General features: G+C 67.0%; 14 protein-coding genes and 1 tRNA gene. 6 read left to right on the top strand and 9 right to left on the bottom strand.

What is annotated here, in order from left to right:
• Positions 1–39: 39 nt before the first annotated feature.
• The 4 genes from IHQ52_RS12655 to IHQ52_RS12640 are packed head-to-tail and all read right to left on the bottom strand — an operon-like array spanning position 40 to position 3648.
• Positions 40–411: a 4Fe-4S dicluster domain-containing protein gene (locus tag IHQ52_RS12655; protein ID WP_024498846.1), complete on the bottom strand. Its 372-nt coding sequence runs from the start codon at positions 409–411 to the stop codon at positions 40–42.
• Positions 408–2021: an FAD-dependent oxidoreductase gene (locus IHQ52_RS12650; protein WP_024498845.1), complete on the bottom strand. Its 1614-nt coding sequence runs from the start codon at positions 2019–2021 to the stop codon at positions 408–410. The genes IHQ52_RS12655 and IHQ52_RS12650 overlap by 4 nt, the downstream gene beginning before the upstream one ends.
• Positions 2014–2769 carry an ABC transporter ATP-binding protein gene (locus tag IHQ52_RS12645; RefSeq protein WP_024498844.1) on the bottom strand — a complete coding sequence of 252 codons (756 nt, stop codon included), beginning with the start codon at positions 2767–2769 and terminating at the stop codon, positions 2014–2016. Before IHQ52_RS12645 ends, IHQ52_RS12650 begins: the two co-directional genes overlap by 8 nt.
• Positions 2770–2772: 3 nt before the next feature.
• A complete protein-coding gene (locus IHQ52_RS12640; RefSeq protein ID WP_024498843.1) occupies positions 2773–3648 on the bottom strand; it encodes an ABC transporter permease in 876 nt (291 codons plus the stop codon).
• A gap of 273 nt (positions 3649–3921) precedes the next feature.
• On the opposite strand from IHQ52_RS12640, the gene IHQ52_RS12635 reads away from it, so the two are divergent.
• From IHQ52_RS12635 to IHQ52_RS12620, 4 genes are all read left to right on the top strand, one after another.
• Complete coding sequence (locus IHQ52_RS12635) at positions 3922–5538, top strand: DUF222 domain-containing protein (protein WP_191834911.1); 1617 nt, start codon at positions 3922–3924, stop codon at positions 5536–5538.
• Positions 5539–5923: 385 nt separating this feature from the next.
• Entirely contained in the window at positions 5924–7399 is a 1476-nt protein-coding gene (locus IHQ52_RS12630; protein ID WP_024498979.1) for a flavin monoamine oxidase family protein, read from the top strand.
• Between the two features lie 33 nt (positions 7400–7432).
• Positions 7433–8074: a TetR/AcrR family transcriptional regulator gene (locus IHQ52_RS12625; protein WP_024498980.1), complete on the top strand. Its 642-nt coding sequence runs from the start codon at positions 7433–7435 to the stop codon at positions 8072–8074.
• On the top strand, positions 8071–10110 hold the full coding sequence (locus IHQ52_RS12620; RefSeq protein ID WP_159406218.1) for a neutral/alkaline ceramidase: 2040 nt from the start codon (positions 8071–8073) through the stop codon (positions 10108–10110). The genes IHQ52_RS12625 and IHQ52_RS12620 overlap by 4 nt, the downstream gene beginning before the upstream one ends.
• Before the next feature lie 7 nt (positions 10111–10117).
• Here IHQ52_RS12620 and IHQ52_RS12615 read toward each other — a convergent pair whose 3' ends face one another.
• The 4 genes from IHQ52_RS12615 to IHQ52_RS12600 all read right to left on the bottom strand — a co-directional run bounded on the left by IHQ52_RS12615 (position 10118) and on the right by IHQ52_RS12600 (position 13576).
• Positions 10118–11632 carry a DUF4185 domain-containing protein gene (locus IHQ52_RS12615; protein ID WP_159406217.1) on the bottom strand — a complete coding sequence of 505 codons (1515 nt, stop codon included), beginning with the start codon at positions 11630–11632 and terminating at the stop codon, positions 10118–10120.
• A 42-nt stretch (positions 11633–11674) separates the two neighbouring features.
• The gene (locus IHQ52_RS12610; protein ID WP_238063503.1) at positions 11675–12865 is read right to left on the bottom strand and encodes a L,D-transpeptidase; all 1191 of its coding nucleotides are present in this window, start codon (positions 12863–12865) and stop codon (positions 11675–11677) included.
• A 272-nt stretch (positions 12866–13137) separates the two neighbouring features.
• Positions 13138–13210 (bottom strand) — tRNA-Lys (locus IHQ52_RS12605).
• Positions 13211–13354: 144 nt separating this feature from the next.
• Positions 13355–13576 (bottom strand): DUF3618 domain-containing protein, encoded by a 222-nt coding sequence (locus IHQ52_RS12600; RefSeq protein ID WP_238063500.1) that lies wholly within the window; start codon positions 13574–13576, stop codon positions 13355–13357.
• A 148-nt stretch (positions 13577–13724) separates the two neighbouring features.
• Here IHQ52_RS12600 and bcp point away from each other — a divergent pair, with 148 nt between their 5' ends.
• The gene (gene bcp, locus IHQ52_RS12595; RefSeq protein ID WP_006437918.1) at positions 13725–14216 is read left to right on the top strand and encodes a thioredoxin-dependent thiol peroxidase; all 492 of its coding nucleotides are present in this window, start codon (positions 13725–13727) and stop codon (positions 14214–14216) included.
• A gap of 9 nt (positions 14217–14225) precedes the next feature.
• Positions 14226–14852, top strand: coding sequence for a TetR/AcrR family transcriptional regulator (locus tag IHQ52_RS12590; RefSeq protein ID WP_238063499.1), 627 nt, complete (start codon positions 14226–14228; stop codon positions 14850–14852).
• 28 nt (positions 14853–14880) lie between these two features.
• Here the strand turns inward: IHQ52_RS12590 and acpS are convergent, their stop codons facing one another.
• Entirely contained in the window at positions 14881–15273 is a 393-nt protein-coding gene (acpS, locus tag IHQ52_RS12585; protein ID WP_006437916.1) for a holo-ACP synthase AcpS, read from the bottom strand.
• Between the last annotated feature and the right edge of the window lie 30 nt (positions 15274–15303).

Raw genomic sequence — 15303 nt, 5'->3', positions numbered from 1 at the left:
GAACCGGTTGCGGTTCAGGTGATTTCGACTGAGGTGTGTTCAGCCGATGGAGGGAGAGGGTTCGTCGAGGATTCGCTCGACGAGCCGTGGCGGCGGATCCCCGTGCGGAATGGGCGGTCCGACGGCCGTTCGGCTTCCCGGCTGACGCCCCTTCCCCCAGCCCAGCTTCTCGCGGTAACTGCCGATCAGTTCCTCGCGGACCGTGTCATCGGAACCGATCGGCGTCGATTGAGGACTGACATAGAGCGCGTCGGTCGGGCAGTACGCCTCGCACATGAAACACGTCTGGCAGTCCGACTGTCGCGAGATCACCGGGATACCGTCTGTGCCCGTGTCGAAGACGTTCGTCGGGCAGACGTTCACGCACTTGTCGCAGGCGATGCAGGCGGACGCGACGACGAGTTCGATCATGCCGGAATCCTCGCGAGAGTCCCGGTTCCGACGTGGCCGGTCGGGCGAGGGCCGGAGACCCACACCTCGTCGAGTCCACCGGTACGCACATGTGCCTGCTGGGCGGGATCGAGACCCGGGATGTCGTCGCGCTTGCTCATCCCGCGGGATTCGGTGCGCGCCAGCGCCGATCGATAGATCCAGCGTCCGACGGCGGTGATCGCGGCGGCCTCTCTCGTCCGGATGCGACCTGCCGGCGTCGGCGCTCCATAGGAGCTGTCGGCGACGCCGTCCCACAGGGAATCGAGCCCCCGCAGAGCAGCGGCCATCCGATCACCGGTGCGAATGTAGTTCTTGTCGAACGGAGTCAGCTCGGCCTGCGCCGCTGCCACGACCTCGTCGGCGCTGAGCGAGCCGTGGGTGAGCGACAACCCGACGGTCCCCGCGCCGCGGAGCCGGTCGATCGGCACCGCGCCGCCCGCGCTGCGGGACGCTCGGGCGGCCGCCGCACCGGCGAAGCTGCCGGAGGACATCGCCCACGCCGAATTGTGGCTGCCACCACCGGTGAAGCCGCCACAGATGCGCTCGCGGGTCGCCGCGTCGCCGGCCGCGTACAGGCCGGGTACTCCCGTCCAGCAGTCGTCGTCGACGACGTCGATGCCGCCGGTTCCCCGCACGGTTCCCTCGGCGAGCAGGTCGACCTCGAAACGCTGTGTGAACGGGTCGATTCCACGGCGATCGAACTGCAGGAAGAAGTTGGGTTGCCCCTTCCGCATCTTCGCTGCGACCGTCTCGTCGGCACGGTCGAGTTGGGCGAAGACGGGTTCGTTCAGCAACGTCCGGGCGATCATCGACCTCCCCTTCATCGACCCCGCGCCCTCGACGATGCGTCCGTCGGCGTGGAAGAAGGTCGCGTACCCGTAGTACGCGGTCTTCGTTACCGTCGAGCCTTTGGGGACGATGGCGTAGGCGTTCGCGAACTCCATGCCGGAGAACGACGCCCCGACCTCGGCTGCCATGAGTGCACCGTCACCGGTGTCGACGTTGGTGCCCAGCGCTGTGGACAAGAACGCGCAGCCACCGGTGGCGAGGACGACCGCCCCTGCCGTGACGCGGAAGTCGCGATCGGCCTGGCGCTGGTAGCCCACCGCGCCGCCCACCGCGCCGGACGCGTCGGTGAGGAGTTCGAGAACCGGCGAATGGTCCAGGATCTGCACACCGCGGCGCTGGACCCAGGCCCGCATCCGTCGCATGTACTCGGGGCCCTGGACGCCGGTACGGATGGGTTCGCCGGTTCGGTCGTCGACCGGGAACGGATACCGGCCCTCGGTGCCCAGCCGGTGCATATTGGCGTAGGTCTGGTCGAGCACCCGGTCCATCCACGCGTGGTCGGCGAGGTTTCCGCCCAGCGTCTCGCGGCTCGCCTTGGCCTTGGCGCGCTCGTCAGGATCGGGAGCCACGTACCAGACACCGGTTCCGGCGGGCGCCGTCGTGCCCGAGGTACCGCAGTATCCCTTGTCGACGATGATGACCTCCGCACCCGCGTCGCGGGCATGGATGGCCGCCCAGGTGGCCGCCGGCCCGCCGCCGATCACGAGCACATCGGTGGACAGCGTCAGTTGCTCAGACATGTGTGTACTCCTGATCAGTGGTGGTCGTTCGGATGGGTTCGCCGTCGCCGACACCGAGTCCGGCGAGCAGACGCGAACGTAGGGCGACGAACTCGGGATCGGTCACCCGGCGAGGACGGGGAAGGTCGACGACGATCTCCTCGTCGATGTGGCCGCCCCGCAGGATCAGGGCGCGATCGGCGAGCAGCAACGCCTCTTCCACGTCGTGGGTGACGAGAAGAGTTGCCGGGCGATGTGTTTCCCACAGTCGCGCGACGAGCTTCTGGGCGTTGATCCTGGTCAGTGCGTCCAGTGCACCGAACGGTTCGTCGAGCAACAGCAGTTCGGGCTCGCGGACGAGGCCGCGGGCCAGTGCCGTCCGCTGCGCCTCGCCACCCGACAGGGTCGAGGGCCACGCGTCGGACTTCGAGGCGAGACCGACCTCCTCGAGCGCGCGTCTTGCACGGTCCCGCGTGTTGCCGCCGCGTAGGCCGAGAGCGACATTGCGCCATACGGACAACCACGGCATGAGCCGGTGTTCCTGGAACACGATGGCCTTGGCGGCCGGGGCCTCGATGATGCCGGTGAATCCACGGTCGAGGCCACCGATCCCCCGCAACAGCGTGCTCTTGCCCGAGCCACTCGCCCCGAGGAGGGCGACGAACTCTCCCGGTTCGATGGTCAGATCGACGTCGGCCAGGACCGTCCGCCCGTCGAACTCGCGGCCTGCTCCGGCGACCACAACCCTGTTCTCGTTACCGATGACCATCTGTCACCGACCTTCGAATCCGTTGCGCCAGGACAGGAACCGGCGTTCGAGCACACGCACGGCGATGTCGGTCAGCAGACCGAGGATCGCGTAGATGACCAGCACCAGGAAGATCTGGTCGGTGCGGAGGTATTCCTTCGCGTCGTTCATCAGGAAGCCGAGACCGACGGGCGTCGTCTGCATCTCCGCGACGACGAGCACCAGCCAGCCGATACCCAGCGCCTGGCGGAGGCCGACGAAGATCTGCGGCAGTGCACCGGGAAGGACGACGTATCGGATCAGCTCGAACCGTGTCAGTTCCAACGACTCCGCGGCCTCGATCAGTTTCTGGTCGACCCCACGGATGCCGGCGACGACATTGAGATAGATCGGGAAGATCGGCGCCACGATGATGAGTGCGATCTTGAACTCGTCGCCGATCCCGAACCAGATGATGAACACCGGCACCAGTGCGACAGCCGGCATCATGCGCAGTACCTGGACGGGCGCGTTGACCACATCCTCGGCGACCTTGAACAGTCCGGCGGCGGCACCCAGGACGGCACCGATGACGATACCGATGGCCAGGCCGATGGCCACTCGACGCCCGGAGGCGGCGAGGTGGGTCCACAGTTCACCGGTGCGAACGAGTTCCCAACCGGCGGTGACCACCTCGGTCGGCGCAGGCGTGGTGGCACCCAACCAGTCTCGTGCTCCGAGCTGCCAGACACCGACCACGAGGATCAGGCCGATGGACTGGCGCAGGACACGAATCGAATTGGTACGCAGGAGCGGGAGTCGGCGCGAGCGCGACGTGGACCGCACCGGCGTCGCCGCGGTCGCTGGTGCCGCGGGCACGGCACCGACGACACCCGGAGGCGTCGAGAGCTCGAGAGTCATGAGAGATCCGCCTGAGAAGTGGGCTGGCCAGGACGTTTCGGACGCTACTGACACGTCCCACCGTGAGGGACCCTTTGGCCCAGAGTGATTCAGAACACCCCACCGCCCGAACGACAGAGTGATCTGCGGTCATCATGCACCGAAGTCCCGCGCGTCCTAGCACGCCGTACCGACAATTCGCGACGGATAACTGATGATCGGTTTTCATTGCACGGCAACGCGATAGCGCGTACTGTCGAACATACATTCGCAGGGCGGACGGGGGTGTGCAGCATGTCCAGCAGTGAAGCCATCATCACTTCAGACGTGCCGCCGTCGCGGGCCACCGAACTCGTTCGCAGTCTGCACGCCCTCATTGATGGGATCCAGACTGTCGATCTGGCCTCGTGCACCGATTCCGAACTCGTGGAGGTCGCCGCGGAGACCGAACGTGCCGTCGCGCGACTGAGTTTCGCCGGGGACCGTCAGGTCGTCGAAGCCACCGAACGTGACCTACCCCGTAAGACCGGGCACCGCAGCGTCATCCAGTTCATGACCCACCGCCTCCGGATCGCCGAACCCATGCGGCGCCGCGACCAGATGTCGGCCACCGCAACCTTTCCCAGCCCTACCGGCGAACCACTCCCACCCCAGCACCCCACCCTGGCCGACGCCTTCGCCGACGGACATGTCGGCCCCGCCCATGTGCGTGCGGTCATCGACGTGCTCGACCAGATCCCGCACGCCGTCGACCACGACGTGAAGATCGCCGCCGAACGACAGATGACCGAAATCGCCGTCGACCACACCCCCGCCGACATCACCAACCTCGGCGCACGCCTGTTGGCCCACCTCGACCCCGACGGAACACTCGCCGACGACACCGACCGCAAACGCCGTCGCAAACTGTCGGTCAACCGGCAACGCGCCGACGGCACCGCCAAGATGTCCGCCGACCTCACACCCGAACTCCTCGCGCGGATCACCATGCTGCTCGCGGTCTGGGCCAAACCCGGCATGAACAACCCCGACGACCCCGAATCACCGCACGGGTCGATCGAGAATGCCGACCCCGAGATGGTCGAAGCCGCGGCCGCACGTGATGATCGCAGCGATGCGCAGCGCAACCACGACGCGTTCAACGCCTTGCTGAAGGCTGTGCTCGAGGACGGCCTGCTCGGCAAGAGTCACCGCGGGTTGCCGATACAGGTGATCGTCAAAGCCGACCTCAACGATCTGATCCGCGAAGCCGGGTTCGCCACCACCGCCACCGGCACTTTGATCCCCATCCCCGACCTCATCGACCTCGCCGCCGACGCCCAACACTGGCTGGCCGTGTTCAAAGACGCCACCGCGATACCGCTGTACTTCGGACGCGGCAAACGCCTGGCCACCCGCGAACAACGACTGGTGTCCTTCGCCCGACCCGACGGCGAGGTCTGCTCCACACCCGACTGCGACCTATCCGCAGCACACGTGGAAATGCATCACGCCCAACTCGATTGGGGCCTCGGCGGACTCACCGACATCACCGACCTCGCACCCGCGTGTCCGAAACACAATCGGATGGTCGGAGGGCAACCCGGCCAATACACCACCCGCATGGTCCGCGAGGGCCCCGACGCGGGCCGTTGCGCCTGGCGGCTCAACGCCGAACCCGGCGCGCCTCCGAATCCCGAACGCATCAACCGGCGACCCGACATACCCCGACGCTTCGCCGAGCACCTTGAACAGGTGCGCACCGAAATCCACGGACCCGACCCGGCGTCCGGCGATCAGCCACGCCTGCACCTGCGCCAAGTCATCGACCTGCGCAACGCCTCCGACGCCGAAGCCACCCTCGCCTCGATCCTCCTCGCAACCTTGTGCCCACGACCTGCGGGTACTTGGACCTCAATGATCCCGGAGTAGCTGCGGACGAACATCTCCCGCAGTACCGTGAGGCACATGCCAGCCTATTGGGTCATGTTCGTCGTCGCGCTGATCTCGTGCATCATCATCGGGGTCGGATTCATGGTCGGAATCCCCGGCAACAAGGACTGATTTCCGGTCCCTGATTCCGCGGCCGCGCCCGAGTGCGCGCCGTGATGATCGCGCGCGCAGATAAGTCTCCGCTTCATCGCCACTTCGGGCACACCGGCGCTACTCCCAAGCAGCGCTGTGCCGGAAGTGGCGATTCTACGTGTGTAGCGGGGTGTCGCACCTCACACTTCCCTGTTACTCTCTCGATACTTCAGGTCATCTGACCTGAACATGTGGTCGATACTCTCGCGCCACCAGGAGATCGGGGGATCACATGAGCACACACCTCTCACGCCGGAACTTCCTCGGCGGAACGCTGGCGGTGACCGGCGCGGTGGCGGGGGCTTCGCTCGTCGGTTCCGGACGGGCATCGGCGGCACCGTCGGGGATCGTCGACGTCATCGTCGTCGGAGCAGGACTGTCCGGACTCGCTGCTGCGAAGGCTCTCAAAGCCGCGGGAGCCTCGGTCACCGTGCTGGAAGCCCGGGAACGCGCGGGCGGCCGCGTGCACAACATCGCCTCGCCCAGGCTGGGTGCCACGCTCGACGCCGGGGCCGAATTCATCGGTCCGACACAGGGTCACATCGCCGGACTGGCGCGCGAGTACGACGTCCGAACCCTGCGCACCTACAACGCCGGCGACAGCATCTTCGTCAGCCGCACCGGCACGACGCGCGTACCCGCCGCCCTGCCGGTACCGGCCGTCGCCGACCTCGGACAGGCGGGTGCCGCCCTGGCCCGGGCGCAGGCCGATGCACTGGCCGGATTCCCCGTCGGCGAACCGTGGAAACACCCGAACGCCGCCTACCTGGACTCGATCACGTGGGGGCAGTACACCCACCAGATCGCCGACACCCAGACGGCGCGCGACCTGGTGCAGATCGCGATGTCGGCGCCACTGTCCGTCCGGCCCGACGAGGTGTCCGCGCTCTACTACCTCAACTACATCGCGGCATCCGGTGACGAACAGAATCCCGGGACCCTCGTCCGACTCCTGAGCACCGACGGCGGGGCGCAGGAGCGGCTCTTCGAAGGGGGCGCCGCACTCATCCCGCTGCGGATGGCCCGCGAGCTCGCCGCGAACGTGGTCTACCACGCGCCCGTCCGGTCGATCTCGTATTCCGACGGCATCGCGACCGTCACCGGCGACGCCGGAACCCACCGCGCCCGCCGTGTCATCGTCGCCATGTCCCCCGCCATCGCCGGCCAGATCGACTACCGCCCAGGGCTTCCCGCCGCACGCATCGGGATCCACCGCGGCTACCGGATGGGTGCGGTCAGCAAGTTCGCGGCGATCTACCGTCGACCGTGCTGGCGGGACAAAGGTCTGTCCGGGCAGGTCTACGGGTCCGGACGCCCCATCGATGTCACCTTCGAGAGCTACGCCGACAACCAGCACATCCTGATGGGCTTCATCTCGGCCGACGCGATGCGACGCCTCGACCACGCACCCGAATCCACGCTGGTCAGGGAGTGCATCGCCAACTTCGTCGAGTACTTCGGTCCCGAGGCACGGGATTTCATCGACCACGGTGTGTTCAAGTGGGACCTCGAACCGTGGTCGCGCGGCGGCCCGGTCGCCGTCAGCCGACCGGGGACACTAACCAGATACGGCCCCGCACTCCGCGAGCCCGTCGGCCCCATCCACTGGGCCGGGACGGAGACCTCGGACCACTGGACCGGTTACATGGACGGCGCGGTGCGCTCGGGCCGTCGTGCGGCACGCGAGATCCTCGATGACCTCAGATGACCCAACTGCGGTGACGGTGCCACGACCATGAGGATGCCTGTCGAGGAACGGCGAGAACTACTGCTGGAGTCCGCATTTCGGGTGATCGCCCGACGCGGGGTCGACGGCGCGACCACGCGAGCGATCTGCGCGGAGGCCGGCGTCACGCTGTCGACCTTCCATTACGTGTTCGCCACCCGTGACGAACTCCTCGCCGCACTCGTCGAGCACGGAACCGAGAAGGAGCTCAGCGCCGTGGGTGCGGCGCTCGGCGAGGGCACCCAGGACATCTTGCCGGGACGGGCCGGCGTGCTGGCGATTCTCCAGACCGCGCTCTCTGCCTACATCGACGGAGTGCAGGCCGACCCCGACCGTGAGCAGGCGATGATCTCGCTCAACCAGTACGCCAGGCAGACCGACGGTCTGAGCGACCTCGGCGCACAGATGTACCTCCGGTATTACGAGGCGATCGCCGGAGCACTCGACGGCGTCGCCACGGTCACCGGCACCGGCTGGGACCGGCCCACCACCGAACTGGCACCGCTCATCCTCGCCGCCACCGACGGAATCACCCTGTCGTACCTCAACATCCGCGACCGCACCGTCTGCGACCTCATCGCCGACGCCACGGTCACCAACCTGTCGACTCACATCGTCGACGCCCCAGAGAACGCCGGAAAGGGACCCACTACGTGAACGTGACACGGAGACAACTGATCGCCGGTGCGGCGGTGACCGCCGCGGGCGCCGGCCTGGCGCTGAACACGGGCCGGGCCGGTAAGGCGTCGGCGGCTCCGGCCGATTCGACGGACTACCTCGTCGGCTGCGGCATCGGCGACGTCACGGGTGCCGTCGCCGGACAGGGCATGATGGGCTACTCCAACCCCGAGCAGGTCGCGGCCGGACTTCTCCAACGATGCTGGGCGCGTGCCTACATCATCGTCGACCAGGCGACCGGCAAGCGCGTGGTCTTCCTGACCGCCGACATCGCCTGCCTTTTCCAGTCGCACCACATGGGGCTGATGGAGAAGCTGAGCAAGCGTTTCGGCTCGATCTACACCGAGGCGAACGTCAACCTCAACGCGCAGCATTCTCACGCCTCCTGCGGCGGAACCGCCTGGGACCACGCGTATTCGCTCGCCGCCTTCGGCTTCAAGAAGAACTCCTACGACGCCGAGGTCAACGGTATGTTCGCCGCCATCGTGCGGGCGCACGAGAACCTGGCCCCCGGTACGATCACCATCGGCCGCGAGGAACTACACAACGCCAGCGCGAACCGGTCCAAGGTCGCCTTCGACGCCAACCCGTCGTCGGAGAAGAAGCTGTTCCCCAATGCGATCGATCCGCAGGTCACCGTCCTGCGCCTGCGGCACACCAGCGGCAAGGACGTCGGGGCCATCACCTGGTTCTCGACCCATGGCACCTCGCTGGCCGACCACAACGTGCTGATCGCCGGCGACAACAAGGGGTACGCCAGCTACCTGTGGGAGCGCACCCGACCGGGCTTCGTCGCGGCTTTCCCACAGACGAACTCGGGTGACATGACGCCGAACCTCTCCCTCAAGTGGTTCACGCCGAGTGGGCCGACCACGGACAACAAGCGCAACTGCGAACTGATCGGTGAGCGCCAGTACATCGCCGGGCGACGCGCCTTCGACGCCAGCCGTCCGATGACGCGCGGCGGCGTCGACTCGGTCACCCGCTATGTCGACATGTCCGCGGTGCGGGTGTCCGGAACCTTCACACCCGACGGGAAACCGGCGTCGACGACGCCGGCGATGATGGGTGCAGCCGCCGCGGCGACCAGCAGCGAGGACAACTACGAGCAGCCGCTCCCCCTCCTCGTCGAGGGCATGACCAACCCTCTCGTCACCGCGCTCGGCGGTGACAAGACACCGCCGATCGCCCCGTGGGTGCGGGACATGCAGGCGCCCAAGCTGATTCTCTTCCCGCTCGGACTCATGCCGCCGTCGGGCTGGATTCCGTCCGTGGTCCCGCTGCAGATCATGCGGATCGGCGAGCTCGTGCTCGTCGCGGTCCCGGCCGAGGTGACCGTCGTCGCCGGACTCCGGCTGCGGCGGGTCGTCGCCGATGAACTGCGCGTCGACATCGACAACGTGCTCGTCCAGGGTTACGCGAACGCCTACACCCAGTACGTCACCACCCCGGAGGAATACGACCTCCAGCAGTACGAGGGCGGCGAAACCCAGTACGGCCGTTACACACTGCCGGCGTACATGCAGGAGTTCGCGAAGCTCGCCGGTGCCATGGCATCGGGTAGGGGTCTCGATCGCGGTCCGGCGCCGGTCGACAAGTCCGGCCTACAGCCGGATCTGGTCCCGCCGGTGCCCGCCGACCGGCCCATCGCCGGTCACGCCTACGGCGACGTGCTGAAGCAGCCCGGCGGGTCCCACCGTCCGGAGCAGACCGTGACCGTCGACTTCGTCGGCGCCCATCCCAACAACGACTTCCGCCATGGCGGAACGTATCTGGAGGTCCAGCGGCGCGACGGCGGGACCTGGAAGACGGTTGCCGACGACAACGACTGGTCCACCGAGTTCCGCTGGGCACGTCCGGCCGGCAGCACCGACACCTCGCGCATCACGATCACGTGGCGACCGCCCGCCGGGACATCGGGAACGTACCGGATCAAGTACAACGGCAACAGCCGTGACGGGGGTGGGCGCATCCGGCAGATCAGCGGTACATCGCGGACGTTCGAGGTCGGCTGAGCATCGGTCAGCGGATGCGCGCCCGCATCAATGAGACGTTGTAGTCGGTCCAGGTCGACATGGTGAAGTACAGATCCTCACCGCTCGACCATGGGTGCATGAAGCCGCCGTAGAGCTGGGCGTATTTCGACGAGTGGACCAGTTCTGAGGGCTCGGACCAGAGTCCTTGTGGCTCACGGGCCTTGCGCAACATGATCGCCCCGCGGAAGGCATCGAGGTAGGTCAGCTGCCAGCGCTGCGACTTCTCGTCGTACCGGGCCGACACCTCGCCCGCGGGGCCGGCGAAGATCACCGAGGCGACATTGCCGTCCCGGGCCGGAACCCATCTTCCGTCGCGCCAGTACTGGTAGGCGGTCTTGTTCAGCACGTGATCGCGGTGGACCCGCGCCAGGCCCACGGAGCCGATCCGCGAGTTGGGCGTACCGAACATGTACACGTACTCGCCCTGCGGCACCATCGACGACACCTGGAACTGGCTCACGCCGAAGATGTTGTCCCATCGGGCGTACGGGTCCTTCGTCCACGTCGACCCGCCGTCGTCGGAGTAGGCGAGCCCGCCGTGGTTGGTGAGCCACACCCCCGGGATCTCGCCCCACGTCCGCACCGACATGTAGGTCATGAACTGCCGGTCACCGACCGCGAAACCGGACGTCGGGATGACGGTCATCTCGTAGCGGTCGATGCGCCGTGCGCTGAGGAGTTCCGCGGCGTGGCATCGGCTGTCCTGGATCATCGTGTCGATGCTCATCCCGTCGGACAGCTTCTTGTCGCTCGAGAACCCGAGCACGTTGGAGCGCCAGTCCCGACCGTTGGCTCCCGGCGGACGGAACCCCTTGCCGAACGTGTCACCGAAGACGACGGCGACCTTGCCCGGCGTCGACTCCCACATGATCCCGAGGTCGGTGCCGTGGATCTGCCAGCGCTTGTCGGTGCGGCTCGTGGAACCCTTGCCGGTGAGCGTGCTGACGAGATCGACGTCGGACACGCGCGGACGCGCCGGCCTGGATGCGACCGGACCGGCGTCGACGCCGGGGGCGATGGCCGCGGGCGGTGGCGGGACCGGCGGCGGATTCGGGTTGGGCACCGGGACCGGGATGTCCTTCGGCGCCGGATCGAAGGTGATCTTCGGGAACTCGATGCTCAGGGCGGGCCCGCCGGTGCCGGGCTTCGGCTTGGGCGGGTCGGTGATGTCCGGGCACGGATCCGAGCACGGATCCTTCGGCGGTTTCTCCGACGGGATGCGCACCACCGGCTTCTCCGGGGCCGGCTCGGGCACCGGCACGATTCGCGGATACGGGAGCGGGATGCTGAACCGGTCGGGCAAGCGCGGGATCAGATCACGCGGATCGACCGGGCCCTTCTTCGGCTTCGGTGGCAGGTCCGCCTCGCACCCCGAGCTCGGCAACACGATCGACGGTGCTGCGTGAACCACTGCAACCGAACCCCCGAGCGCGGTGCCGGCAACCACCACCGCACAGGCCGGGACGATCCACCGGAGCCCTCCGCTCCTCAGCAGGCCCATGCGAGATCCCGGCGAGCGGGTCCCGGACAGATGAGTCATGGATCAGGAGTCGTCCGCGTTGCCCTTGCGCCACTCCGACCACGGGATGTTCCAGTCACCGAGCCCGTCGGTGCCCGAGAGGGTGCCGCCCGTGGTGTTCTTGACGACCACCGGGTCGCCGCGCAGCGTGTTGTTCATGACCCAGAGCGCGTTCTCCGGGCTGAGGTTGAGGCAGCCGTGGCTGGTGTTGGTGTTGCCCTGGGCCCACACCGACCACGGCGCCGAGTGGAAGAAGATGCCGCTGTAGGACATCCGCGTCGCATAGTCGACGGGTGTGCGGTAGCCGTTGGACGAGGTGATCGGCACACCGTAGGTCGACGAGTCCATGATGATGTGGTCGTGCTTGTCGGCGATCAGGTAGACACCGTTGTCGGTCTCGTCACCCGGCTTGCCCATCGACGTCGGCATGCTCTTGATGACCTGGCCGTCACGCTCGAAGACAACCTGCTTGGTGTTGTCGTCGGCGGTGATGATCATCCTGCGGCCCACCGTGAAGTTGGTGCGTACGTTCTCCTGGCCGTACAGGCCGTCGCCGAGGTCGATGCCGTAGGTGTTGACGGCGACCCGCACCTTGGTACCGGGCTTCCAGTACTCCTTGGGACGCCACCGGACCTCGCTGTCGCTGATCCAGTAGAACGCGCCCTCGACCGGCGGATCGGTGGTGACCCGGATGGCCTTCTGCGCGGCGCGACGGTTCGGGATCGGCTCGTCGAACTTCACCGCGATCGGCTGACCGACGCCGACGGTCTCACCCGGGTTGGGGGTCAGGTAGGCCTGCGTCAGGTTGTTGGGGCTGCTGGTCGTGAAGGTGACCTTCTTGGTGACCGCGCCGCCGATGCCGACCGCGTCGGTCTCCAGCGTGTAGGTGCGGTTGTAGCCGAGCGCCTCGTTGCTGACCCAGACGGTGTCGTTGTCGCTGAAGGAGCCCTTGAGCGGGGTCCCGTCCGACTTGGTGATGAGCACGCGACTGAGAGTGCCCTCGCTCGTGGCGACCTTGATCGGGGCACCCGGCTGCACGCCGACCGTGTTGTCACTCAGCGGCCGATTGTTCAGTTCGGTGATGTCCACAGCGGGCTTGAGCAGGTCGTCGAAGAGGCTCGAGCTGGTCACGTTGTCGGAGTACGACGCCTCCTGTGAGCACGACGTCACGAGCGCGATGATCGCGAGCAGCACACCACTGATGATCAGCGGCATCCGTCGAGAAGAACGACCGATCCCCATCTCTCTCCCACCTGTCTCGACCGACTCCGATGACCGGACGGCCGAATGCGTCCCCGAATCTCGCACCAGTGTACGAGAACCCGCCTGCAGAACTCCGTCTGTGTCGTCCGTTCGGCGGCGTGTCCTGCATGGTCCGGGCGACGATGCCCGGAAAATCCTCGGCACGCCACAGACCCCGACGTCCCGCCGACCCGAGATACCACAAAACGCCCCGCAGTTTCTGCGAGGCGTCTTGTGACACTCTGTGCGCCATCAGGGACTCGAACCCCGAACCCGCTGATTAAGAGTCAGCTGCTCTGCCAATTGAGCTAATGGCGCTTGCCGGTTTCGCCTCCGGTTTGCCTCCCGGCGGCGAGAAGGAACATTACAGGACACCGTCGCCAGTTGTGAAATCGCCTGGTCGGGACGGGTTTGTGTGAGTCGGCGAGACTATGTTCCCGGGGGGGCCGGCAGCGGCGCGGATCAGCTCCCGATCCTGCGGACCACGAGGACGAGCACGAGCGCGCCCACACCGGCGATCGAGTACATGACCGCGGGCTTCTGCAGCGTCGCCAGCGCTTTGGATCTGGCGTCGTCGGCGAGGCGCTGCGGGTTGGCACGTTCGGCGAGCGCGTCGAGCGTGTTGGCAAGGTCCTCACGGGCCCTGGCGATGTCCTGCTCGATACGTTCGGTGTCTCCGGCCACGTTGCATCCTTCCGGCGCTTCTCGCTCTGTCACGCGTCGTCACTGCTCACGCGTTGTCATTGACTTCCAGATCGCCGCCAGACGGCGGCGATTCGATGCTACGACATCCCCACCTCGCGACATGTGACCATGCACTAGCCTGGCTCTCATGGCAGAGGTCACTCCCCCCGCGGAGGCACAGCGTTTGTCCGTCGGTGATCGCGCTCCCGCGTTCACCCTGCCCGATGCGAACGGGAATCCGGTGTCGTTGTCCGATTACGCCGGCCAGAAGGTCATCGTCTACTTCTACCCGGCGGCGTCGACGCCCGGTTGCACCAAGCAGGCGTGCGATTTTCGCGACAACCTCGCCGAGCTCGACGATGCGGGCCTCACTGTGCTCGGCATCTCCCCCGACAAGCCGGCCAAGCTGGCCAAGTTCGTCGAGGCGGAGGGACTCACCTTCCCGCTGCTGAGCGACCCCGAGAAGAAGGTGCTGACCGAGTGGGGCGCCTTCGGCGAGAAGAAGATGTACGGCAAGACCGTCACCGGTGTCATCCGCTCCACGTTCCTCGTCGACACCGACGGGACCATCGCCCTCGCTCAGTACAACGTCCGGGCGACCGGGCACGTCGCCAAGCTGCGCCGCGACCTGTCCGTGTGAGACACCGCGATGACCGAGTCCGCCCAGCCTCTGGTGCCGCGTAAGCGGCCCACCCAGGAACGCAGCAAGCGCAAGTTCCAGGCGATGCTCGAGGCGGCGCGCGAACTGCTGATCGACGTCGGATTCGAATCCCTGACCTGCGAGGAGATCGCGACCCGCGCCGAGGTCCCGATCGGCACGCTGTACCAGTACTTCGCGAACAAATACGTCATCGTCTGCGAGCTCGACCGGCAGGACACCGTCGACGTGCGCGAGGAGCTGACCGCGTTCGCCAGCGAGGTGCCCTCGCTCGAGTGGCCCAGTCTTCTCGAGAAGTTCCTCGACCACCTCGCGGCGCTGTGGCGCACCGATCCATCGCGGCGTGCGGTGTGGCTGGCGGTCCAGTCGACCCCGGCCACCCGCGCGACGGCGTCGGAGAACGAACGCGTCCTCGCCGAGCAGGTCGCACGAATCATCGCGCCGCTCACGCCTTCTCAGCGTGAACGGCGCGAGATGATGTCGCAGGTGCTGGTACACACGGCGTACTCGCTGCTCAGTTTCTCAGTGCAGGACGGCCACGACCACGCCGAGACCGTCGCCGAGCTCAAGCGCATGCTCGCCGGCTATCTGCTGCTCGAGGAGTCGACGGCGGTCTGAACGCCCGGTCGTCGCGTACTGCGGGGCGCTATCTGCCCTCGAGAATCGCAACCGCCGCAGCCGTGTCCCCGTCGTGGGTCAACGACACGTGGACGACGGTGTCGCGCAGATGATTACCGATCTCACCGGACAACCGGATCGCCGGCCGGCCCCAGGTGTCGGTGACCACCTCGATGTCGCTGTGCCGGATCAGCGGCAACAGCGGGGAACGCGAGAACCGGCTCACCGACCACGCCTTCACCACGGCCTCCTTGGCCGCCCAGCGCGCGGCGAGATGCCGTGCATCGTCGCCGGTTCCGGCAGCCGAGTCCCGACGCTCGCCGACCGTGAACCGGTCGGCGAACGTCGTACCCGGCTGCCGGAGCTGCTCGGCGAACTCCGGGATCGACACGATGTCGATGCCCACTCCGAGAACGCTCATCTCCCCCGGCTTCGCCTCACTTCCCGAATC

The organism is Gordonia amicalis (assembly GCF_022059885.1).
In the GTDB taxonomy this organism is placed as follows: Bacteria; Actinomycetota; Actinomycetes; order Mycobacteriales; family Mycobacteriaceae; genus Gordonia; species Gordonia amicalis.
Note: the sequence above shows the minus strand (reverse complement) of the source record. Positions and strands in the feature narration are given on the sequence as shown.

Coding starts and splice junctions, on each gene's coding strand:
- IHQ52_RS12655 (WP_024498846.1), bottom strand. CDS start 411: ATGATCGAACTCGTCGTCGCGTCCGCCTGCATCGCCTGCGACAAGTGC.
- IHQ52_RS12650 (WP_024498845.1), bottom strand. CDS start 2,021: ATGTCTGAGCAACTGACGCTGTCCACCGATGTGCTCGTGATCGGCGGC.
- IHQ52_RS12645 (WP_024498844.1), bottom strand. CDS start 2,769: ATGGTCATCGGTAACGAGAACAGGGTTGTGGTCGCCGGAGCAGGCCGC.
- IHQ52_RS12640 (WP_024498843.1), bottom strand. CDS start 3,648: ATGACTCTCGAGCTCTCGACGCCTCCGGGTGTCGTCGGTGCCGTGCCC.
- IHQ52_RS12635 (WP_191834911.1), top strand. CDS start 3,922: ATGTCCAGCAGTGAAGCCATCATCACTTCAGACGTGCCGCCGTCGCGG.
- IHQ52_RS12630 (WP_024498979.1), top strand. CDS start 5,924: ATGAGCACACACCTCTCACGCCGGAACTTCCTCGGCGGAACGCTGGCG.
- IHQ52_RS12625 (WP_024498980.1), top strand. CDS start 7,433: ATGCCTGTCGAGGAACGGCGAGAACTACTGCTGGAGTCCGCATTTCGG.
- IHQ52_RS12615 (WP_159406217.1), bottom strand. CDS start 11,632: ATGGGCCTGCTGAGGAGCGGAGGGCTCCGGTGGATCGTCCCGGCCTGT.
- IHQ52_RS12610 (WP_238063503.1), bottom strand. CDS start 12,865: ATGCCGCTGATCATCAGTGGTGTGCTGCTCGCGATCATCGCGCTCGTG.
- bcp (WP_006437918.1), top strand. CDS start 13,725: ATGGCAGAGGTCACTCCCCCCGCGGAGGCACAGCGTTTGTCCGTCGGT.
- IHQ52_RS12590 (WP_238063499.1), top strand. CDS start 14,226: ATGACCGAGTCCGCCCAGCCTCTGGTGCCGCGTAAGCGGCCCACCCAG.
- acpS (WP_006437916.1), bottom strand. CDS start 15,273: ATGAGCGTTCTCGGAGTGGGCATCGACATCGTGTCGATCCCGGAGTTC.